General features: G+C 63.0%; 16 protein-coding genes. 8 read left to right on the top strand and 8 right to left on the bottom strand.

The genetic code is table 11. From position 1 onward, the window contains the following. Positions 1-10: 10 nt before the first annotated feature. From JOE69_RS01640 to JOE69_RS01630, 3 genes are all read right to left on the bottom strand, one after another. On the bottom strand, positions 11-1126 hold the full coding sequence (locus JOE69_RS01640; protein ID WP_309795526.1) for an SGNH/GDSL hydrolase family protein: 1116 nt from the start codon (positions 1124-1126) through the stop codon (positions 11-13). 222 nt (positions 1127-1348) lie between these two features. Beyond that, positions 1349-2812, bottom strand: a complete 1464-nt coding sequence (locus JOE69_RS01635) for an SLC13 family permease (RefSeq protein ID WP_309795524.1) — start codon at positions 2810-2812, stop codon at positions 1349-1351. Between the two features lie 287 nt (positions 2813-3099). Then, positions 3100-4719: a GMC family oxidoreductase gene (locus JOE69_RS01630; protein WP_309795522.1), complete on the bottom strand. Its 1620-nt coding sequence runs from the start codon at positions 4717-4719 to the stop codon at positions 3100-3102. Between the two features lie 212 nt (positions 4720-4931). Here JOE69_RS01630 and JOE69_RS01625 point away from each other — a divergent pair, with 212 nt between their 5' ends. Then, positions 4932-6476 (top strand): long-chain-fatty-acid--CoA ligase, encoded by a 1545-nt coding sequence (locus JOE69_RS01625; protein WP_309795520.1) that lies wholly within the window; start codon positions 4932-4934, stop codon positions 6474-6476. Between the two features lie 87 nt (positions 6477-6563). Here the strand turns inward: JOE69_RS01625 and JOE69_RS01620 are convergent, their stop codons facing one another. Further along, positions 6564-7184, bottom strand: a complete 621-nt coding sequence (locus tag JOE69_RS01620; RefSeq protein ID WP_309795518.1) for a TetR/AcrR family transcriptional regulator — start codon at positions 7182-7184, stop codon at positions 6564-6566. 123 nt (positions 7185-7307) lie between these two features. Between JOE69_RS01620 and JOE69_RS01615 the strand changes: the two genes are divergently transcribed. The 7 genes from JOE69_RS01615 (at position 7308) to JOE69_RS01585 (ending at position 16382) form a co-directional block, all read left to right on the top strand. Further along, positions 7308-8111 (top strand): TIGR03084 family metal-binding protein, encoded by an 804-nt coding sequence (locus JOE69_RS01615; RefSeq protein ID WP_309795516.1) that lies wholly within the window; start codon positions 7308-7310, stop codon positions 8109-8111. Next, positions 8108-9799 (top strand): acyclic terpene utilization AtuA family protein, encoded by a 1692-nt coding sequence (locus tag JOE69_RS01610; protein WP_309795514.1) that lies wholly within the window; start codon positions 8108-8110, stop codon positions 9797-9799. The genes JOE69_RS01615 and JOE69_RS01610 overlap by 4 nt, the downstream gene beginning before the upstream one ends. Positions 9800-9804: 5 nt before the next feature. Next, complete coding sequence (locus JOE69_RS01605; RefSeq protein WP_309801082.1) at positions 9805-11394, top strand: acyl-CoA carboxylase subunit beta; 1590 nt, start codon at positions 9805-9807, stop codon at positions 11392-11394. Positions 11395-11399: 5 nt separating this feature from the next. Continuing rightward, complete coding sequence (locus JOE69_RS01600) at positions 11400-13448, top strand: acetyl/propionyl/methylcrotonyl-CoA carboxylase subunit alpha (RefSeq protein WP_309801079.1); 2049 nt, start codon at positions 11400-11402, stop codon at positions 13446-13448. Continuing rightward, positions 13445-14602, top strand: a complete 1158-nt coding sequence (locus JOE69_RS01595; RefSeq protein ID WP_309795513.1) for an acyl-CoA dehydrogenase family protein — start codon at positions 13445-13447, stop codon at positions 14600-14602. The genes JOE69_RS01600 and JOE69_RS01595 overlap by 4 nt, the downstream gene beginning before the upstream one ends. A 43-nt stretch (positions 14603-14645) precedes the next feature. Next, positions 14646-15431, top strand: a complete 786-nt coding sequence (locus tag JOE69_RS01590) for an enoyl-CoA hydratase family protein (protein ID WP_309795512.1) — start codon at positions 14646-14648, stop codon at positions 15429-15431. Positions 15432-15539: 108 nt separating this feature from the next. Continuing rightward, positions 15540-16382, top strand: coding sequence for an SDR family oxidoreductase (locus JOE69_RS01585; protein ID WP_296363237.1), 843 nt, complete (start codon positions 15540-15542; stop codon positions 16380-16382). 65 nt (positions 16383-16447) lie between these two features. On the opposite strand, the gene JOE69_RS01580 is transcribed toward JOE69_RS01585, so the two are convergent. Genes JOE69_RS01580 through JOE69_RS01565 form a run of 4 tightly spaced genes read right to left on the bottom strand, consistent with a single transcriptional unit; the run spans position 16448 to position 21378 of the window. Next, positions 16448-17380 (bottom strand): cytochrome b/b6 domain-containing protein, encoded by a 933-nt coding sequence (locus JOE69_RS01580; protein WP_296363236.1) that lies wholly within the window; start codon positions 17378-17380, stop codon positions 16448-16450. A gap of 31 nt (positions 17381-17411) precedes the next feature. After that, entirely contained in the window at positions 17412-18380 is a 969-nt protein-coding gene (locus tag JOE69_RS01575; RefSeq protein ID WP_309795511.1) for an electron transfer flavoprotein subunit alpha/FixB family protein, read from the bottom strand. Positions 18381-18393: 13 nt separating this feature from the next. After that, on the bottom strand, positions 18394-19164 hold the full coding sequence (locus JOE69_RS01570) for an electron transfer flavoprotein subunit beta/FixA family protein (protein WP_309795510.1): 771 nt from the start codon (positions 19162-19164) through the stop codon (positions 18394-18396). Between the two features lie 30 nt (positions 19165-19194). Next, positions 19195-21378, bottom strand: coding sequence for a 3-hydroxyacyl-CoA dehydrogenase NAD-binding domain-containing protein (locus JOE69_RS01565; RefSeq protein ID WP_309795509.1), 2184 nt, complete (start codon positions 21376-21378; stop codon positions 19195-19197). Between the last annotated feature and the right edge of the window lie 16 nt (positions 21379-21394).

The following is a 21394-nucleotide window of genomic DNA, read 5'->3' as shown; positions in this document are numbered from 1 at the left end:
GGTGCGGAAGCTATTTCGGTAGCAGGGAACTGTCGTCTCCGGCGTTCAGCTGGTCGGCGACCTGCTGGTTGATCTGGGCCTGCGAATCAGTGGCCGGGGCGCCGAGGGTCGCCGAGGGATCGGCCTTCCGGGCCGGTGAAGCGGTAGTGGCGTTGCCTCGGAGCACCTGGTCGATCCGGTCGGCGGTCGAAATCATGCCGGCCTTGGTCGGATGGTTGGCCACAGCGCTGAAAACATTGGTGCTCGACCCCTGGATGAACGGATTCGGATCGCAAGGGGTATGGCCGGCGGTTGCCGAGTAGCTGTCGACATAGCCGACGTGTTGTGACCGGGCAGCCGCGGCGACTGCCAAGTTGAGCTTGGTCGACTGCTCATTGAGATACCTGTAGTCGCCTTTGGCGATGTCCAGCGCACTGCAGGTGGTGCCGTCTTCGGGCAGCCGCAGACCGTAGCCGACGACCAGGATCCGGGCGCCGGGCGCGGCTTTGGCCCGGATCGCGGCCAGGGCATCAGTGAGCCGGTCCTGAGTTCGGGCAATCGTGGCTTCCCACTGGTCGTAGCCGTTCTTGGTTCGGAAGAAATCGCGGCACGGCGAGCCCTTCGGCGCGCGGTCCTTGACTGCGGGGCATTGTGCGACCAGGGAGCCGAAGAAGCCTTCGTCATTTCCACCCATGGAGATCGTCACCAAATCCGTCGACGGGGTAACCGCGTCCAATTCCGGGGCTTCGTCCACGGGTAGGATTCCGATCTGGGTGTACTGCGCGCGGTGGGCTATCGCGTCCGTGGTCGCACCGCTGCAGGAAACGTCTTGGAACTGATCGTTCATCCAGCCGGACCAGCCGACCAGGCCCCGGTTGTAGGCCAGCCAGGTCGCGTAATTGTTCGTCGAGCGAATGCAATTGGAAAACCGGGTATTGGGGATCAATGGGCCGGCTGCATATGAGTCGCCCAGCGCAACATAGCGGGTGATCGGCCCGGTCAGCGGCCTCTGGTCGCCGAGGAAGGAGGTTGGGGCGCTCAGCGTGGCTGGCGCCGCTTGTGCGGGCACCGAGCCGAGAAGTTGGGAACCGGCCAATGTGGCGAGGGCAAGGGTGGCGAGCAAGCGGGCTCGGGCATTTTTCCGCATGGTTGAGGATCTTTCGTCGTGGCGAGATGCAGCGGGAAGAACGAGCAAGTTACCGTTCAGTAACAAACCGCAAAGTGAGCCAGCTCACATGTCAAGAGTTGTTGATACAACCTGACTCAGCGCTTCCGTGCAGATCCTGGAATCTTGGAATCTAGGCAACGACGTAGCCCCGGTAAATGAATCGGGGCGCTCTGCTAAATGCCCGAACCCGCCCTTACCGGCTCAGCCGCCGATGCCCAGCAGCGGCCGGCCGAGCAGCATCACGGCTCCGGTGATCAGTACCACGCCAACCACGTTCATCACCACACCGGCCCGGATCATCTGACTGATCGGCACGTATCCGGTTCCATAGACGATGGCGTTCGGCGGCGTGCCGACGGGGAGGATGAACGCGCAGCTGGCCGCCATCGCGGCCGGAATCAACATCAGCAATGGATCGATGCCGACGCTGAGCGCCACCGCGGCCAGCACCGGGATGAAGGTCGCAGCCGTCGCGGTATTGCTGGTCAGTTCGGTCAACAGCAGGATCAGAATGCAAACGCTGGCGATCAGCAACAGGACCGGCAGGGCGCCCAGGCCGGTGACATTGTTGCCGATATAGGTATTGAGCTTCGAGGACTGCACTGCTGCCGCCAAGGACAAGCCGCCACCGAAGAGCAGGAGCGCGCCCCAAGGGATCCCGCTCTGCACGGTGTCCCAATCGAGCAGCGCCTTGCGCCCTTTGCCGGGCAAGAGGAAGAGCACCACTGCCGCCGCGATCGCGATCATCTCGTCGGTGAGCCGGGGGAGGAAAGGCAGCAGCTCAGTCAGCCAACCGATGTCCTTGAGTGCACCACGGAAAACCCAGAGCAATGCGGCGCTGACGAAGACCGCAGTGACCGCCCACTCCTGCCGGCTCATCGGGCCCAGTTCACGCAGCTGCCCTCGAACCTGCTCCCGGCCGCCGGCCACTTCCTTGAGCTTGGTGGGGAAGACCAGCCGGGTGAGCACGAGCCAACCGATCAGCAGAAAGCTCCACGAGGTGGGGATGCCGATCAGCATCCATTGCGCGAAGCTGATGCTGCGTTCCGGCATGGACTCGTTCAAGTAGCCCATCAGGATCAGGTTCGGCGTGCTGCCGACCGGGGTGCCCAAGCCGCCGATGGAGGCCGAGTAGGCCACGCCGAGCAGCATCGAAAGCGTGAAGTTCCGGGAATCCTTGTCTTTCGCCAAGGCTTTGAGGCCTTCCCCCGGAGAGCCGTCGCCGAGGCCGGGGACCGCGAGCACGGTCAAGCTCAAGGCGATCGGGATCATCATCACGGTGGTCGCGGTGTTGTTCACCCACATGCTCAGGAATCCGGTGGCCACCATGATGCCCAGCACGATGGTCCGCGGCCTGGTTCCGACCGCCCGGAGCACCAGCAAAGCGATCCTGCGGTGCAGGTTCCAACGTTGCAAGGACAAGGCGATCACGAAGCCGCCCATGAAGAGGAACACGATGGGCGAGGCGTATGGTGCCGCCGCTGCGGAAACCTGGACCGCGCCGGTCAAGGGCAGCAGTACCAGCGGCAACAACGAAGTCACCGCGAGCGGCAGGGCCTCGGTCATCCACCAGATGGCAATCAGGGTCGCCACTGCGGCTACGCTGCGGGCGTCTGCGGTCAGCGCCGGGTCTTCGGGCAAGAGGAAGTATACTGCCAGCGCCAACAGTGGCCCCAGGATCCTGCCGACTACCGGTGCACTGCGAAAAGCGCCGGGAAGGCCACGCGGAACTTTCTTGGTCGAGTTATTGCGGTCTAGCTGCGACGTCATTGTCTGCATCGGGAAACAGCCCCCTGCTGTATCGAATGGAATCAGCGGAGGGTCGACTGGCAAATTGTCCCCCCGGCCAATCTGTCTGGACAGCCTAGCTGATAGACCAGGCTGGCCGAAGGATTGTGCCAGGCAGGTCGGGGAATGTGGACAACTCGGTGGAAGCGCTGCTCAGAACGCCGTCATCCGGCGGCAATCAACAGTTCCGCGGCTTTTTCGCCGATCACGACGCTCGGCGCATTGGTGTGCCCGCGAATGATGTTCGGCATCACGGACGCGTCGGCCACGCGCAGGCCCGCAACGCCGCGTACCCGAAGTTGCGGGTCCACGACAGATCCCGGATCGGTGCCCATCCGTGCGGTTCCGATCGGGTGGTAAAGCGTCTGCGCGTGCTGGTCGATGGCGAGTTGGATCAGTTCCGGAACCGGCAACCGGTCTGCGTTCTCGGGCATCAGGTAGCCCTCGGAGAGGCTGCCGTCTAAGGCCTTGGTGTGCAGCAAAGCATGACAGATCCGGATTCCGGCGGTCAGGGTGGCCCGGTCTTTTCCCGCCGGGTCGCTGAGGTACCGCGGATCGATGTTCGGCTTGGCAAAGGGATCGGCAGAGGCCAGCTCGACGCTTCCAGAGCTTTCCGGCTGTAGCAGGATCGCGCCGATGGTGAGCCCGTGCGCCGGCGGCGGAACCAGCCCTTCGCCGACGAAGGCCACCGGAGCGAAGATGATTTCGATGTCCGGGAAAGCCAGCCCCGGATCGGTCTTGACGAATCCGTAGGCTTCGGCCACGTTCGAGGTGAGCATGCCCTGCTTGCGCAGCAGGTAGTCGGCCAGTTGGCGGGGTTTTTTGGCGGTGAACAAGGTGTCTCCGACCGCATTTTTGATCAGTCCGGAGAGCAAGTGGTCGTAGAGGTTCTTGCCGACCTCGGGGGAGTTGGCCACTACGTCGATGCCGTGGCGGCGCAGTTGCTCCGACGCCCCGATGCCGGAGAGCATCAGCAGCTGCGGGGTGTTGACCGATCCGCCGCTGAGGATCACCTCCCGCCGCGCCCGTGCGGTGCGCGGTCCGTGCTGCCGATACGCGACGCCGACGGCGCGGCGGCCTTCGAACAGCACCTTGCTGACCTGGGCGTCGGTCCGGATGGTGAGATTGCCGCGGCGTTTCGCCGGTTTCAAGTAGGCGTCCGCAACGCTGAACCGCGAACCCCGGTGCTGATTCACCAAGGTCTCGCTGAAGCCGAGCGGGGCCTCGGTGTTCTGCGGCGCCATCGGGTAGCCCAGCTCGGCGGCGGCGTTCAAAAAGGCTGCGGTGTGCGCGCGGGGGCTGCGCTGCGGCTCCACGATCATCGGGCCGGCATGTCCGTGGTCCGGGTCGGAACTCCCTGCGATGTTCTCGATCCGGCGGAAATACGGCAGCAGGGCTTCCCAGGACCATTCGGCGCCGGCGGCCTGCCCCCAGGCGCGGTAGTCGGCCGCGAACCCGCGGATCCACATCATCGCATTGATCGACGACGACCCGCCCAGCGTCTTGCCCCGGGGCCAATAGACCTGGCGGTGGTTCAACTCGGCCTGGGGTGCGGTGTCGTAGTTCCAGTCGGCCGCCGAACGGAAAAGTGCGGAGAAGGCGGCCGGAATATGGATTTCGAGCTTGTTGTCCGGTCGGCCCGCCTCGAGCAGCAGTACCGAAACCGCCGGATCCTCGGTCAGTTTGGCGGCGAGTGCGGCTCCTGCGGATCCGGCACCGACGACGACATAGTCAAAGCTCTCCGCGGAATCGGCCGGAGCCGTCCCGATGGCAGATGGGTTCACGTTTTGCTCCCAGGGTGGATCGGCAGTTGCTGACTGAGGTTCAATCGCCCGGTGCCGGATGTCCGATTGTGATACAGATTACATCGATTTGTTTCACAAGGCGAGTCATTGACTGCCCGAAAATGCGTCCGGAAGACTGGCGCAATTGCGTCCAGCGAACGCTAAGCTACTGATCAGTAAAGATGCCGCTGGTTTGCAAAGGAGCCCCGCTGGTGAACGACGTCGCAGTATCCCCCCTCGACCCGATGAATGTTGCCTCGATGCTGACCGCCTCGGCGGCGGCGTTCCCGGATCGGACCGCGATCAAAATGGACGAGGCGGAGCTCAGTTATGCGGCGTTGGACCGGCTCAGCCAAAAAGTGGCCGGGCTGCTCGCCGCCAAGGGCGTCAAGCGAGGCGACCGGGTGGCATTGATCTGCCCGAACCTGCCGCAGATGCCGGCGATTTTTTATGGGGTGCTGCGGGCCGGGGGCATCGTGGTTCCGATGAATCCTTTGCTGAAATCCCGGGAAGTCGCTTACCACTTGGCGAATTCCGAGGCGTCCCTGGCGTTCGCCTGGGAAGGCGTCGCGGCCGAGGTGCTTGCCGGGGCGGCCCGGGCTGCTGAGGACTCGGGGCGCGATCCGATCGAAGTGGTGACCATCGATGGTGCCGGTTTCCTGGCTTTGCTGGACGCTTCGGCGGCAATCGCCGAAGTGGCCGATACGCTGGCCGGCGACACCGCCGTCGTGCTTTACACCTCGGGAACCACCGGGAAGCCCAAAGGAGCCGAACTGACCCACTACAACTTGCTCAGCAACTGCGAGTTGAGCGTGGACATGTTCAAGATCACCGAACAGGATGTGATCTTCGGCGGCTTGCCGCTGTTCCATATTTTCGGCCTGACCTGCGGGCTCAACAGCGCGGTGCGCACCGGTGCCTGCCTGACCTTGTTGCCGAGGTTCGATCCGGCAAAAGCCCTGGAGATCATCCAGCGGGACCAAGTGACCATCTTCATGGGCGTTCCGACCATGCACATCGGCATCTTGCGCTGCCCGGACTTGGACCGCACGGATGTCTCCACGATCCGGCATGGGGTATCCGGCGGCTCGGCTCTGCCGTTGGAGGTGCTGCGCGAATTCGAGTCCCGGATCCAGGCGACTCTGCTGGAAGGCTATGGCCTGTCCGAGACTTCGCCGGCGGTCTCCTTCAACCAGCTCGATGGCGTGCGCAAGGCGGGTTCGGTGGGCCAGGCCTGCCCGGGTGCGGATTTGGCGGTGTTCGACGAGAACGACGTCGAAGTGCCGCTCGGCGAGGTCGGCGAGCTGGTGGTCGGCGGCAAGTATGTCATGAAGGGCTATTGGCGCAATCCGGAGGCGACCGCCTTGGCGATCCGCGACGGCTGGTTCCACACCGGGGACATGGCGCGCAAAGACGAAGACGGCGTTTACTTCATCGTCGACCGGAAAAAGGACATGATCCTGCGCGGCGGGTACAACGTCTATCCGCGCGAGGTGGAGGAAGTCCTATACGAGCACCCGGCAGTCGCCGAAGCGGCAGTGGTCGGCCGGCCGGACGAGGTGCATGGCGAAGAAATCTATGCCGTGGTGGGAATCAAAGCCGAGGCGGTAGGCGACCACGCGGCGCTGGCCGAGGAGATCAAGGAGTTCGCCAAAGAACGCTTGGCCGCCTACAAGTATCCCCGGCACGTGCTCATCGTCGACTCGTTGCCGAAGGGGCCGACCGGCAAGATCCTCAAGCGGGAGATCCAAGTCTGATCCGGAGCGTGCAGCGCCATCGGCCGCGACGCAGGGCGGCTGCGCGCTGAACGCTGCGGAACATCGCTGCTTGCGGTCCGGCCACGGTCAGTGCACGCGGGACCGTTCTTCGGCGACGATCCGGTTGAGCTCCTCGGCCCAGGCGTCCAAAATCCACGCTCGGCGAACGGTGTCATCCGTGAGGATGCCGGCCAGACCCAGGCCGCGGCCCAAGTCCAGGGTGGCGGCGACGATCGCGCGCAGCCTTTCGCTGTCGCGGTCGATCTGCAGGAGTTCTGCGGCGACCCTGAATGCTTCCCGGGAAACCGACTGTTCCAGCGGAATGATGTGCGCCCGGACACCCTCGTCGACAGCGGCGGCCGTCCACACTTGAAGCGCGGCGGCGAACAACGGTCCGGTGTACAGGCCGACGAGCAAATCGAGCGTGTGCCGGATCCGTTCCGGGCCTTCGGGCATTGACTCGAGCGCGAATCGAATCTCGCGGAGCCGGGCTTCGGCCATGTGTTCGATGGCCGCGCCGAAGAGGTCTTCCCGGGTCGGGAAGTGGTGTTGCGTCGCGCCGCGGGACACCCCGGCCCGCTCGGCCACGGTGGCAACCGTGGTCTGGGTCCAGCCGACTTCGGCCAGTGAAGCCAATGCACTTTTCAAGAGCCGCTCGCGGGTTGCCCGACTGCGATCTTGTTGCGGTGCTGAAGGGTTTCGGATCATGGCCGTAGGCTAACACGGAATAAAACAAGCGCGGGTGCTTGCTTTATGCTGGCCAACGTCACATACTTTGTGGAGCGGTACAGGCATCGAGGCCTGTACCGAGGGCTGATGAGGAGTGCGCAGATGGTTTCCGCGGAGCTGATCCTGGCCGATCTGGTCGATGAAAGTCAGTCGCTTGACGATTTGGTGGCGGGACTCGAGCAGTCCGGTTGGGCGCTCCAGACCCCGGCCGAAGGCTGGACCATCGCCCATCAAATCGGCCACCTGGCCTGGACCGATGAAAACTCGATCCTGGCCGCGACTGATGCCGAAGCCTTCAAAGCTCAGGCCGAATTGGCCTTCACGGGCGGGTTCACCATCGACGGTGTAGCCGATGAATGGGCACGACAACCGCCGGCCCAATTGTTGGCCCGCTGGCGCGACGGCAGACGCCGGCTTGCCGAGGTCTTGGCCGCAGTACCGGAAGGCGCGAAATTGCCCTGGTACGGACCGCCGATGAGCGCAACCTCGATGGCGACTGCCCGGATCATGGAAACCTGGGCGCACGGCCAGGACGTTGCAGATGCACTGAGCGTGACGCGCACCCCGACTGACCGGTTGCGGCACATTGCGCATCTAGCCGTGCGGACCAGAGGATTCGCCTACTCGGTTCATCGCCTGGAACCGCCTACGGAAGAGTTCCGGATCTCCCTGGACAGCCCGGGGGGTGACTTGTGGACCTGGGGTCCGGAGGACGCCGCACAGTCCGTGCGCGGTTCCGCGTTGGACTTCTGCCTGCTTGCCACGCAACGCCGGCACCGGTCGGATACCGATCTGCAGGCTGTCGGTGAACAGGCAGAATCCTGGCTCGGCATCATTCAGGCTTTTGCCGGACCGCCCGGCAAGGGCCGGTTGCCGGGCTCCCTCGGCGCTGGCGGCGCCGCATGAGCGCCCTCAAAATTGCCAATGCCTCCGGGTTCTACGGTGACCGGCTCAGTGCCTTCCAGGAAATCCTGGACGGGGGTCCGGTCGACGTCATCACGGGTGATTACCTCGCCGAGTTGACCATGCTGATCCTTGGTCGAGATAAAGCAAAAGACCCAGACGGCGGTTATGCGAAGACCTTCCTGGCACAGATGCAAGGCTGTCTGGCCTCGGTGGTCGAGCGCAAGATCAAGGTAGTGGTGAACGCCGGCGGCTTGAATCCGGCCGGGCTGAGTGGAAAACTCCGGGAACTTTCGGTTTCACTGGGGGTGCCGGCCAAGATCGCCTACGTGCATGGCGACGATCTGTTGGCCCGGGCCGAGGAACTGGGCTTCGGCAGCCCGCTGACCGCGAACGCCTACTTGGGCGGCTTCGGCATCGCCCGAGCTTTGGCAGCCGGTGCCGACATCGTGGTGACCGGCCGGGTCACTGACGCTTCCTTGGTCGTTGGGGCAGCAGCGGCGCACTTCAACTGGGAGCGGACCGACTACGACCGAATCGCTGGCGCGATGGCGGCCGGTCACGTGATCGAATGCGGTACCCAGGCGACCGGGGGGAACTACGCGTTCTTCGACCGGATTCCTGATATGCACCGAGCCGGCTTCCCGATCGCCGAGATCGAAGCCGATGGATCCGCAGTGATCACCAAGCACCCAGGCACCGGGGGAGCGGTGACTGTGGGCACGGTGACTGCGCAATTGGTCTACGAGATCACCGGTGCCCGGTATGCCGGGCCGGACGCGATACTCCGGATGGATTCGATTCAGCTTGCTGAGCTGGGCCGGGACCGAGTGCGGCTCAGCGGAGTTCGGGGCGAAGCGCCGCCGGACACGCTCAAGGTTTCCTTGAACCAGCTGGGCGGCTTCCGCAATGAAGTCAGCTTTGTGTTTACCGGTTTAGACATCGAGAAGAAAGCCGAATTGGTCCGATCCCAATTGGCCGACGTCGTTCCTGACGGGACTAGCTGGACGCTGGCCCGGACTGATCATCCGGACGCGGAGACCGAAGAGACGGCCAGTGCAATTCTGCATTGTGTCGTGCGCGGACCGGATCCGAAGCGGGTCGGCCGGGCGTTTTCGAATCTCGCGGTGCAAATCGGCTTGGCGAGATATCCGGGATTCCACCTGACTGCGCCGCCCGGCGACGCCGCGCCGTACGGGGTCTATCTGCCCGGCTTCGTCGCAGCCGATCAGGTTCCGCATCTGGTGGACCTTCCCGACGGCAGCGAACTGTCGATCGAACCGGCCCCGGGGCGGGTCCCCGCCGAAGCGGCATTGGCGAAGCTGCCGGAGCCGGCAGTCGCCGCATTCCTGCCGGGCCCGACCCGGCAGCTTCCGCTGGGCAGGATCGCTGCGGCACGCAGCGGCGACAAAGGCGGCGACGCCAATATCGGGGTTTGGGTCGAGGACGCCGCAGCCTGGCCTTGGCTGGCCGACACCTTGTCCGTTGCCGCCCTGAAACGGTTGCTGCCGGAAACCGCCGAGCTCACGGTCGAGCGCCACGTGCTGCCCAATCTTTTCGCCGTGAACTTTGTTATCCGCGGCCTGTTGGGCGAAGGCGTTGCCAGCAACTCGAGATTCGATCCGCAAGCCAAAGCACTGGGGGAATGGCTGCGTGCCCGCACGGTGGAAGTTCCGGAGGAGTACCTGTGACCGTCATGAGAAGCACGCTCAATCCGAGCACTACGGACTTTGCCCGCAATAGCGAGGCAATGGTGGCCAAACTCGTTGAACTGGACGCCGAACATGCCAAAGTGCTGGAAAGCGGTGGTGAGAAGTCGGTTGCCAGGCATCGTTCACGGGGCAAATTGCTTGCGCGCGAGCGTATTGAGATGCTGCTGGACCAGGACTCGCCCTTTTTGGAGCTTTCACCGCTGGCCGCCTGGGGGAGCAAATTCCATGTGGGTGCGAGCGTGGTGACCGGAATCGGCGTGGTGGCCGGCGTCGAGTGCGTGATTGTGGCCAACGAACCCACAGTCAAAGGTGGAACCAGTAATGTCTGGACGTCGAGGAAGATCTTCCGGGCCAACGACATCGCCCGGGAGAACCGACTCCCGATGATTTCGCTGGTTGAGTCAGGTGGCGCGGATTTGCCCACGCAGAGCGATATTTTCATTCCAGGTGGCAGGATGTTCCGGGACCTGACCAGATTGTCGGCAGCCGGAACCCCGACCATCGCCGTGGTCTTCGGCAATTCGACCGCAGGCGGCGCCTATATCCCCGGCATGAGCGATCACGTGGTGATGATCAAGGAGCAATCCCAGGTTTTCCTGGCCGGCCCGCCGCTGGTCAAGATGGCGACCGGCGAAGTTGCCGACGACGAGTCGCTGGGTGGCGCTGATATGCATGCCCGGACCTCGGGACTAGCCGACTACTACGCGGTTGACGAGAAGGATGCGATTCGGATCGGCCGTCGAATCGTCGCCAGATTGAATTGGCACAAGGCCGGTCCGCAGCCGGCGCCGAACCCACTGCCACCAAGATTCGCCGAAGATGAGCTGCTGGGAATTGTTCCCTCGGACTTGAAGGTTCCTTTCGACCCCCGAGAAGTCATCGCCCGTCTGGTCGATGACAGTGATTTCGATGAGTTCAAGGCGTTGTACGGCACGAGCCTGGTCACCGGATGGGCTCAGCTGCACGGCTACCCGATCGGGATTCTGGCCAATGCGCGGGGCGTGCTGTTCTCCCAGGAGGCCCAGAAGGCAACGCAATTCATCCAACTGGCGAACCGGTCAAATACCCCTCTGCTCTTCCTGCACAACACCACCGGCTACATGGTGGGCAAGGAGTACGAGCAGGCAGGGATCATCAAGCACGGCGCGATGATGATCAACGCGGTGGCGAACTCAACGGTGCCGCACCTATCCGTACTGATGGGCAATTCATTCGGCGCAGGCCACTACGGCATGTGCGGCCGAGCCTTCGATCCCCGGTTTGTCTTCAGCTGGCCATCGGCCAGATCTTCCGTGATGGGTGCACAGCAGCTCGCCGGAGTCTTGTCGATTGTCTCGCGGGCCGCAGCCCAAGCCACCGGACGCGAGTTCGACGAAGACGCGGACGCGATGATGCGCGCCGCGGTCGAAGCGCAGATCGAGGCCGAGGCTTTGCCAGCGTTCCTCTCCGGCCGAATTTACGACGACGGCATCATTGATCCGCGCGATACCCGGACCGTCCTTGGCCTGGCACTGTCTGCAATTGCTACCTCGATTTTCAAAGGTGCTGAGTCATTCGGCACCTTCAGGATGTGAGCCAGATGACGACGAGCCCCATCACCTCAGTGCTAGTCGCGAATCGGGGAGAAATCGCCCGACGGGTTTTCCACACCTGCAAAGAACAAGGGATTCGTACCGTTGCGGTGTATTCGACGCCGGATGCGGATGCCCCGTTTGTCCGGGAAGCCGACGTCGCGGTTCATTTGCCCGGCGCAAGCGCCGCACTGACCTATCTGCGCGCGGACCTGGTCATCGAAGCGGCGCTCAAAGCCGGCGTCGACGCGATTCATCCGGGCTACGGCTTCCTCTCCGAGAACGGCGATTTTGCGCAAGCGGTCGAAGACGCGGGTCTGACTTGGATTGGTCCTTCTGCTGAGGCGATTTACGCGATGGGATCCAAAATTGAGTCCAAGCGCTTGGTGGCTGCCGCCGGGGTGCCGATTTTGGCCGAGATGGATCCAAATACCGTCGCTGAAGCTCAATTGCCGGTGCTGATCAAAGCGTCGGCTGGTGGTGGCGGCCGCGGGATGCGCATCGTACGCAGCGTCGAGGCACTTCCGGCTGAACTGGAATTGGCCCGGGCCGAAGCAGCGAGTGCCTTTGGTGACTCCACGGTGTTCTGTGAGCCCTATTTGGAAACCGGCCACCACGTCGAAGTTCAAATCATGGCAGACCGGCACGGCACGGTGCATGCGGTCGGCGAACGCGAGTGTTCAATTCAGCGCCGGCACCAAAAGGTCGTGGAGGAAGCGCCGTCGCCGTTGGTCGAACGAACCCCCGGGATGCGCGCGCGACTGTTCGAAGCGGCGATCTTGGCTGCAAAGGCCGTGGATTACGCGGGCGCCGGCACCGTCGAGTTCCTCGCCGATGAACAGGGAAGGTTCTTTTTCTTGGAAATGAACACCCGGCTCCAAGTAGAGCATCCGGTCACCGAGTGTACGACCGGGCTCGATTTGGTCGCCATGCAACTGCACGTGGCGGAGGGTGGGGAGCTACCAGCTGAACTGCCTGCCGCTCATGGTTCTTCGATTGAAGTACGCATCTATGCGGAGGACCCGGCGGCGGATTGGCAACCGCAAGCCGGCACGCTGCAGAGTTTTGAATTCGACGGGTTGCAGCCGGCTTTTGCGGTGCCTGCGCGGGATCGCGGTGTCCGATGCGATTCCGCGGTTGAAAGCGGCTCGGTGGTGAGCGTCAATTACGATCCGATGTTGGCCAAGCTCATTTCCTGGGCACCCAGGCGTGCGGTCGCTGCACGAGTATTGGCCAATGCGCTCAGCAGCGCTCGGCTACATGGTGTGCGTACCAACAGAGACCTGCTGGTGCGGATTTTGCAACACCCAAGCTTCATCGCGGGCCACACTGACACTGCGTTCCTGACCAGCTTTGGCTTAGCAGAGCTTTCAGCGCCGCTATTGGATGCCGAAACCGAGCGCATAGCGGCACTGGCTGCTTCACTCGCGGCGGCGGCAAAGCGCCGCGAAGCAGCGCGTGTGCTCGGCGGCCTACCGAGCGGCTGGCGAAATCTTCCGTCGGCCTCACAGACTTGTTTGCTCAAGGGGCCGCGGGCCGAGCATCAGATCTCGTATCGCTGGAGCCGCAATGGTGTTGTTGCACCTGGATTCGACAATGTTGAAGTACGTAGCGCTAGCGCCAACCGGGTGACCCTCGCTGTTGACGGTATAACCAGCAGCTGGGCTGTTTCGCACTATCTGACTACCTCGGGGTCGAACATCGTTGTGGATACGCAGAGTGGCTCAGCAAGCTTCGAGGTGATTGATCCGTTGCCGGATCCTTCCGCGGCCAGGGTTAGCGCTGGCTCGTTGATCGCTCCGATGCCCGGTGCGATTGCCGCAATCCAGGTCGATGTGGGCGATCTAGTGACCGAGGGCCAAGCACTCATAGTTCTGGAAGCTATGAAAATGTTGCACACCATTGTGGCCCCGGCATCAGGGGTAGTCACCGAGCTTCCAGCGCGCCTCGGCGTGAATGTCGACGTCGGCACTGTGCTGATCGTCGTGGCCGAAAACGACAGTGCGCCAGTGGCCGAAGACCAGAAAACAAGCGAAGAGATTGAGGAAAAAGTATGAGTTTCATCGAAACCGAAGAACAGACGGCGCTTCGCGCAGCGGTGCGCTCCGCGGTCGAAAGCTACGGTGACGCCTACAACGAGGAGCATGCGCGCAACGGTCATTCGATGACTGAATTGTGGAAGGAATTGGGCCAGGCAGGATTCCTGGGCGTCAACATCCCGGAAGAGTACGGTGGCGGCGGTGCCGGCATGTACGAACTTTCACTGGTGCTGGAAGAGATGTCCAGCCTGGGCGCGCCGTTGCTCATGATGGTGGTTTCGCCCGCTATCTGCGGCACGATCATCACTCGATACGGAACGCAGGATCAAAAAGAACGGTGGCTGCCAGGCTTTACTGACGGTTCCACCGTGATGGCTTTCGGTATTACCGAGCCAGATGCCGGCTCGAACTCGCACAACATCAGCACCGTCGCGAAGCGCGAGGGCGATGAATGGGTGCTGAATGGACGCAAGATCTACGTGACCGGGGTGAATAATGCGGATTACGTGCTGATTGTCGCCAGGCTCGTCGATGAACGCAGCGGTCGACTCAAGCCGGCCATGTTCGTCTTGCCACGGGAGACGCCCGGCTTCGAATACACCGAAATCGAGATGGACATCGTGGAATCGGAGCGGCAGTACCTGCTCTTCATGGACGATGTCAGGCTGCCGGCCGATGCTTTGGTCGGCGGCGACGAGGCACCATTGGCGGCGCTGTTCGCCGGACTGAACCCGGAACGGATCATGGCTGCGGCGCTGGCCACCGGAATCAGTCGCTACGCGATCGGCAAAGCCACCAGCTACATGAAAGAGCGCAATGTTTGGGGCCAGCCGATCGCCCAACACCAAGGTCTGGCGCATCCGTTGGCAAAATGCCACATCGAGGTGGAACTCGCGAAATTGATGTACCAAAAGGCGGCTTTTATCTATGACAGTGGCGATGATACGGCCGCTGGTGAGGCCGCGAACATGGCCAAATACGCGGCGGCAGAAGCGTCCATCGCGGCCCTGGACCAGTCGATTCAGAGCCTGGGCGGCGCCGGCTTGAGCAAGGAATACGGCTTGGCCATGCACCTTGGCGTGGCAAGAATTGGCAGGGTGGCACCGGTCAGTCGCGAGATGATCCTGAACTACATCGGCCAGCATTCGCTCGGCCTGCCGAAATCCTACTGAACCAAAACCTTACAGAACGGTCACGGCGGAGAGGATGCAATCCATGACCGAAAGTGCTGAAGCAGCAGCCGAGTTGGTCCATTACGACGTCGTCGATGGCATCGCGACGATCACGCTTGACTCGCCCCAAAATCACAATGCTCTGTCTAAGCAACTGATGACCGAGTTGATAGCGCACTTTGTGCGAGCCACGGCAGAGACCTCGGTCCGGGCGGTGCTGCTGACCCACACCGGCCCCACATTTTGTGCTGGCGCGGATCTCAGAGAAGCGCGATCGCAGGGCGTAGAAGAAGGCGCCAAAGAGCTGGCGACCCTGCTACGGAAATTTCTCGTACTGCCGATTCCGGTGATCGCGCGCATCGACGGCAATGCCCGTGCCGGTGGGCTGGGCATTCTAGGCGCCTGCGACATTGTGGTGGCAAGCACTGAGTCGAGTTTTGCCTTTTCCGAAGTGCGGATTGGGCTGGCGCCGGCCGTCATTGCATTGACCACGGTGCCGCGAATGACCAGCCGTGCCCTAAGCCGCTATTTCCTGACCGGCGAGACCTTTGCTGCGCCGGCGGCGAAAGAGAGCGGTTTCATTACCGACTTTGGCGAGAACGTTGACGCGGCGCTGCAGCCGATCCTGGCTGGGGTGCGACTGGGCTCGCCGCAAGGCTTGCGGGAGAGCAAGCGGATCAGCAATGCGAAGCTGCTTCGCGATTTCGACGCCGGCGGCGGCGAGATGGCGGCCCGGTCAGCGCAGTTGTTCGCCACGGAGCAGGCCAAAGAGGGAATGACTGCCTTCTTGGAACGGCGGCCGCCGCGCTGGCTGAGCGGCGCGCCGTGAGTTGTGGGCCAGCAAACGCCCGCTTCGGTGGATTTTCTGGAAGAGTTGCGGATAACGTCACTGGAAAGATCCTCAAGCGGGATCTCCGCCAACCGCATTGGAGTAATCATGACCGAGTCATCTGAAAAGGTTCAAACGTTAGCGGGCAAAACCGTCATCATGTCCGGCGGTTCCCGGGGGATCGGCTTGGCGATTGCGCTCCGCGCTGCTGCGGATGGTGCCAATATCGTACTGATCGCCAAAACCGACCAACCCGACCCCCGGTTGGAAGGCACGATTCATACTGCGGCAGCGGCCATCGAAGCTGCTGGTGGCAAGGCGCTGCCGATTCTGGGCGACATCCGTTCGGATGAGACCATCGCGCAAGCGGTTGCTGCTGCCGTCGAAAGCTTCGGCGGCATCGACATCGTGGTCAACAATGCCAGCGTGCTCTACTTGGCCAAAACCGGGGAGGTGCAGCCCAAACGCTACGACCTGATGCAAGGGGTGAATGTGCGCGGCACCTTCATGCTCACCCAAGCGGCTCTGCCGCACTTGCTCAAGGCGGAAAACCCGCACATTCTGACCCTGAGCCCGCCGTTGAACCTATCGCAGAAGTGGTTGGCTGCGCATCCGGCGTACACCCTGGCCAAATACGGCATGACCCTGGCTGCCTTGGGCTTCGCCGCGGAGTTCGCCGAACAGGGAATCTCCTCGAACGCGCTCTGGCCGCGGACCGCGATCGCCACCGCAGCCGTTGGCAACATCCTGGGCGGCGAAGAGATGATTCGCCGCTCGCGCAAGCCGGAAATCATGGCCGATGCCGCGCATGTGGTGCTGACCTCCACCGGGCTGACCGGGCAGACCCTGATCGACGACGAGGTGCTCCGCGGTGTGGGCATCACCGACTTCACCGACTATGCCGTGGACCCCACGGCGGAACTCTTCATGGATATCTACATCGACAACTGAACGGCCGCGGGCATGGAAAAGCCGGGCCGGGATTCTCGATGCCCGGCTTTTCCATGCCCCTGGGCTTAGCGGCCGACCTTCCCAGTCAGTGCGGCGATCGGCCGCAAGAACAACGGCTGCGCCAAGACCCAGGCAGCGGCCATCACCACGAGGGAAACCGCGAAGATCGAAAAGCCCCACCAATTGACCTCGTCGGAGCCGCCGTACATGTGGTTCAGATTCCGCAGTGCGCCGGTAGCCAGCACTAAAGTCACGTGCACGATGATGAAGAACACGAAGTACAGCATCACCGGGAAGTGCACCGCGCGGGCCAGCTCGATCTTGTAGATTTTGTTCAATTTCGTGGCGTCCTTGGGCCAGGCTCCGGACATCCGCAGGCCGGTGATGAAAGCCAACGGTGCGGCAATGAAAACCGTGACGAAATAGGTCAGCAGTTGCAGCGAGTTGTAGTTGACCCAGCCGTTGTCCGTAGGCCAGTTCAGCGAGAGATACTGCAGTCCGGCCGATACCGCGTTCGGGAAGACATCCCAACTGGTCGGGACAATCCGCATCCACTGCCCGGTGGCGAACAACAAGATCACGAAAATCACGCCGTTGATCATCCACAGGGCATCCAAAGTGAGGTGGAACCACAGTTCCAGGCTGATCTTCTTAGGCGGGTTCTTGGTTCGGATCAGCCCCTTGTTGTTCCTGGTCCAGTAAGCCTGGGGCCGGGCCGTGGTCCGGACCTGCCAACCGGAGCGGATGATCAGCACGATGAAGAATGCATTGAAAAAATGCTGCCAGCCCAACCACGCGGGAAAGCCCACCGGGGCACCCTCGGGAAGTTCCGAATCACCTGGATACTGCTGCAGGAATCCCTTGACCCCCTCCAAGCCGACGAACCAACGGGCGGCGAAAACCAGGATTGCGAGCACCACCAGCACGGCAGGGACAATCCAGAGGAGTTTCGCCCACTTGCCGTCGCCGGAGGTGAGCTTTTTGTACAGGGCAGACATGGCTCCTGCTACCTTTCGGGGAAAGTGGCGCTCAGTTGGCGCGCGCGTTGATGGCTTCGATGAGTTGCGGGACGACCTTGAAGATATCGCCGACGATTCCGAAATCGGCGACTTCGAAGATCGGCGCGTCTGCATCCTTGTTGATCGCCACGATGGTTTTCGAGGTCATCATGCCGGCCCGGTGCTGAATCGCACCGGAGATGCCGACGGCGATGTAGAGCTGCGGCGAGACACTGACTCCGGTTTGGCCCACCTGCATGGGCTGCTCCACGAAGCCGGCATCCACCGCGGCCCGGGAAGCGCCTACTGCGGCGCCGAGCGCGTCGGCAAGCTGTTCCACCAGCACGAAGTTCTCTTTGGAGCCTAGCCCGCGGCCACCGGAGACCACCTTCTCCGCGGTGCGAAGTTCCGGCCGGGCGGATACTGCCGCGGGGTTGGTCCGATCGATGGAAACCACCGGTCCAGAGCCCGGGTGCACCTCAAGCGGGATCAGCTCCGGTTGCGCCGCAGGGGCCTGCGTCTCAATGGCACCCTGCCGGATGGTGATGATCGGCAGGCCGCCTTCCACCGTGGACTCGACGTCGTACGCGCCACCGAAGACCGAGTGCGCGGCGATGATCCGCCCGTCCGCGGAGCGTACCGCGACGGCATCGGCAGCGAAGCCGCCATTGCTGCGGACCGCGAGCCGGGCCGCGATTTCCCGACCGTCGATGGAGTTGGCCACCAGCACCGCAACCGGTTGAGCCAACGGAATCGCCGCGCTGAGCGCCTCAAGCTGCGGTGCGACCAACACCGCGTCCGCCTCGGCATCGACCGACCAATAGACCTGTTGTGCCCCGAGCGCGCCCAGCTCGGCGATGAGTTCGCCGGCTGCCGGTTGCGCTGCCGCGACGACCGCTACCGGGCTGCCCAGCTGCGAGGCGGCACCGAGCAGGCCGCGGGTGCTGCCGGGGATTGCGCCGGACCGGGTGAGTTCGACAAGAACCAAGATGTTCGACATAGTGCGTTATCTCCTAGACCAGGCGTCCGGCAACGAGGAAGTCCGCCAGCTCGGCGGCCGCGTTCCCGTCATCAACGATTTTCTTGCCGGCGGCACGGGCCGGCCGTTCGGCCACCGAGAGCACCGCAGAGCGCACCGAAGCAGCGGCGTCGAGGCCCAGGTCTGCGAGCGAGTAGACCGTGACGGGTTTCTTCTTCGCGCTCAGAATGCCTTTGAAGTTCGGGAACCGGGCTTCGGCGGAACGTTCGGTGACCGCAATCACGGCCGGCAGCGCTGCATGCACGTCGAGCGTGCCTTCTTCGCCTTGGCGTTCGCCGGAAACGTCGCCGTCGTTGATCTGCGCCGAATGCAGCGAACCCAAAAGCGGCAACCCCAGCCGTTCGGCGATCATCGCCGGTACCGCGCCCGCGCGGCCATCGGTCGATTCATTGCCGGCCACCACCAGGTCGAACCCGGTGGCTTGCAAGGCCGCTGCCAACACCGCAGCGGTGCGTACCACGTCGGCGCCCGCCAGGGCGTCGTCGACCACGTGCACTGCCGAGTCGGCGCCCATGGAGAGCGCCTTCCGGATGGCCTGATTGGCATCCGCCGGTCCCATCGAAAGCACGACGACTTCGGTCTTCTTGTCCGAGTCTTTGTGCTGCAGCGCGACTTCGAGCGCCCGTTCGTTGATTTCGTCAGCGATGGCGTCGCTGGCTCCACGATCGAGCCAGCCGGTGGACAGATCGAGCTTACGCTCCTCTCCGGTATCCGGAACTTGCTTCACGAGCACGACGATCTTCATTGATTTGCTCCTTTTAGATGGCTCTGACGACTATCCTACGAACAATTCCCCGGCTTCGGCCTTCGCCACGAGCGAGGCCGGCGGGGTGAACTGCGGTCCGTAGCGTTCTGCGAGTTCCCGGGCCCGGGCGACAAAGCCGGCCAATCCGCCGGAGTAGCCGTTCATGTACTGCACCACGCCGCCAGTCCAGGCCGGGGTGCCGATGCCCAGAATCGAGCCGACATTGGCATCCGGGACTGAACGGAGCACCCCCTCATCGAAGCACTTGACCGTTTCCAGCGATTCGGCGAACAGCATTCGCTCTTTCATGTCTTCGAACGGGATCTCGGCCTGCCCGCCGAAGGCTTCGGCCAGCCCGGGCCACAAGCCGGTTCGTTTGCCAGCCTCATAGCGGTAGAACCCGGCGCCTTTCAAGCGTCCGCTGCGGCCGAGTTCCAGCATCTTTTCCATCACCTGGTAAGCGGCGTGCTCTTGGAACGCGGGCCCAGCCGGCTCGGCGGCCGCGGCTTCACGATTGGCGATCTGGATCTTGTTCATGAGTTCCAGATTGAGCTCGTCGGCCAACTGCAGCGGGGGAGCCGGATAGCCCGCCTGCGCTCCGGCTTGTTCGATCGACACCGGATTGACGCCCTCGGCCAGCATGTTCAGCGCCTCGTTCATGAAGGTCGCGATGACCCTGCTGGTGAAGAATCCGCGGCTGTCGTTGACCACGATCGGGGTCTTGCGGATCTGCAGGGCCAGATCGAAGGCGCGGGCCAGCGTGGCATCCGAGGTGTTGGCGCCGGTGATGATCTCCAGGAGCGGCATCTTGTCCACGGGGGAGAAGAAATGCAGGCCGATGAAATTCGCCTGGTTCTGCACGCCTTCGGCGAGTGCGGTGATCGGCAGCGTGGACGTGTTGGATCCGAGCAAGGCGTCGGGGGCGACGAGCTTTTCGATCTCCTGGAAGACCTGCTGCTTGACCGCGACGTTTTCGAAGACCGCCTCGATCACCAAATCGCAGCCGGCGAGGTCTGCCGCCACTGTGGTGGGAGTGATCCTCGCCAGCAGCGCGGCAGCTTTCTCCGGCGTCGTCCGGCCTCGGGCGATGTCCTTTTCCAGGAGCTTGGCCGAGTAGTCCTTGCCCCGTTCGGCCGCTTCCTGCGAGACGTCTTTGAGGACCACGTCGATGCCGCTCTTGGCGCAGACATAAGCGATGCCGGCACCCATCATTCCAGCGCCGAGCACCGCGACCTTCTGCGCGGTGGCCTTGTCGAATCCCTTCGGACGGCTTGCTCCGGAATTGATTTTCGCGAGGTCGAAGAAAAAGGCCTTGGTCATGTTTTTGGAGATCTGTCCGGTGACCAGTTCGACGAAATACCGTGACTCGATCTCCAAGGCGGTATCGAAGTCCACCTGCGCGCCTTCGACTGCCGCGGCCAGAATGGCGCGCGGGGCCGGGTAATTCGCGCCTTTGAGCTGTTTGCGCAGATTTGCCGGGAAGGCCGGGAGGTTGGCGGCGAAGGCCGGGCTGGCGGGCGTGCCTCCCGGGATCCGGTATTTCGGGTCATCCCAAGGTTGGGTGGCGTCCGGATGTTCCTGGATCCAGGCTTTTGCGGCCGGGATGAGTTCTTCGACCGAGCCGACGAGTTCGTCCACCAAGCCCAAGTCCAAGGCCTTGGCCGGGGAATACTTCTGGCCCTGCAGCAGGACCTTCATGGCGGCGTCGGCGATGCCGAGCATGCGTACGGTACGGGTGATGCCGCCACCGCCGGGCAGCAGGCCCAGGGTGACTTCGGGCAGCCCGAGTTGGATGCCTTTCAGATCCGCCACGATGCGGTGGTGGGTGCCAAGAGCGATTTCCAGGCCGCCGCCGAGCGCGGTGCCGTTGATTGCCGCGACCACCGGCCTGCCGAGGGTTTCCAAGCTGCGCAACTGGGCTTTGATCTCGGAGCCGAGATCGAAAATCTCCTGAGCCTGGCCGGCCTCGGCGGCAGAAAGCGCGGTGAGGTCGCCACCGGCGAAGAAGGTCTTTTTCGCCGAGGTCAGGATCACCCCGGAAATTGTTTCCCGCTCGGCGAGCAGCCGGTCGACTGTGGCCCGCATCGACTCGGTGTAGGCCTGGTTCATGATGTTGGCCGATTGGGCCGGGTCGTCCATGGTGAGGATGACGACGCCGTCGTCGTCCTGCTGCCAGCCGACCATGTTCTTTGCGTTGTTATTCTGCTGAGTCATCATCGGTGATTTCCTT

This window comes from Arthrobacter russicus, assembly GCF_031454135.1.
Classification (GTDB): Bacteria; Actinomycetota; Actinomycetes; order Actinomycetales; family Micrococcaceae; genus Renibacterium; species Renibacterium russicum.
Note: the sequence above shows the minus strand (reverse complement) of the source record. Positions and strands in the feature narration are given on the sequence as shown.

What these genes read in the sequence shown, in the direction of transcription:
- JOE69_RS01610 (WP_309795514.1), top strand. Translation starts at nt 8,108, where the DNA reads ATGAGCGCCCTCAAAATTGCCAATGCCTCCGGGTTCTACGGTGACCGG.
- JOE69_RS01640 (WP_309795526.1), bottom strand. Translation starts at nt 1,126, where the DNA reads ATGCGGAAAAATGCCCGAGCCCGCTTGCTCGCCACCCTTGCCCTCGCC.
- JOE69_RS01620 (WP_309795518.1), bottom strand. Translation starts at nt 7,184, where the DNA reads ATGATCCGAAACCCTTCAGCACCGCAACAAGATCGCAGTCGGGCAACC.
- JOE69_RS01595 (WP_309795513.1), top strand. Translation starts at nt 13,445, where the DNA reads ATGAGTTTCATCGAAACCGAAGAACAGACGGCGCTTCGCGCAGCGGTG.
- JOE69_RS01600 (WP_309801079.1), top strand. Translation starts at nt 11,400, where the DNA reads ATGACGACGAGCCCCATCACCTCAGTGCTAGTCGCGAATCGGGGAGAA.
- JOE69_RS01575 (WP_309795511.1), bottom strand. Translation starts at nt 18,380, where the DNA reads ATGTCGAACATCTTGGTTCTTGTCGAACTCACCCGGTCCGGCGCAATC.
- JOE69_RS01590 (WP_309795512.1), top strand. Translation starts at nt 14,646, where the DNA reads ATGACCGAAAGTGCTGAAGCAGCAGCCGAGTTGGTCCATTACGACGTC.
- JOE69_RS01570 (WP_309795510.1), bottom strand. Translation starts at nt 19,164, where the DNA reads ATGAAGATCGTCGTGCTCGTGAAGCAAGTTCCGGATACCGGAGAGGAG.
- JOE69_RS01585 (WP_296363237.1), top strand. Translation starts at nt 15,540, where the DNA reads ATGACCGAGTCATCTGAAAAGGTTCAAACGTTAGCGGGCAAAACCGTC.
- JOE69_RS01580 (WP_296363236.1), bottom strand. Translation starts at nt 17,380, where the DNA reads ATGTCTGCCCTGTACAAAAAGCTCACCTCCGGCGACGGCAAGTGGGCG.
- JOE69_RS01615 (WP_309795516.1), top strand. Translation starts at nt 7,308, where the DNA reads ATGGTTTCCGCGGAGCTGATCCTGGCCGATCTGGTCGATGAAAGTCAG.
- JOE69_RS01565 (WP_309795509.1), bottom strand. Translation starts at nt 21,378, where the DNA reads ATGACTCAGCAGAATAACAACGCAAAGAACATGGTCGGCTGGCAGCAG.
- JOE69_RS01605 (WP_309801082.1), top strand. Translation starts at nt 9,805, where the DNA reads ATGAGAAGCACGCTCAATCCGAGCACTACGGACTTTGCCCGCAATAGC.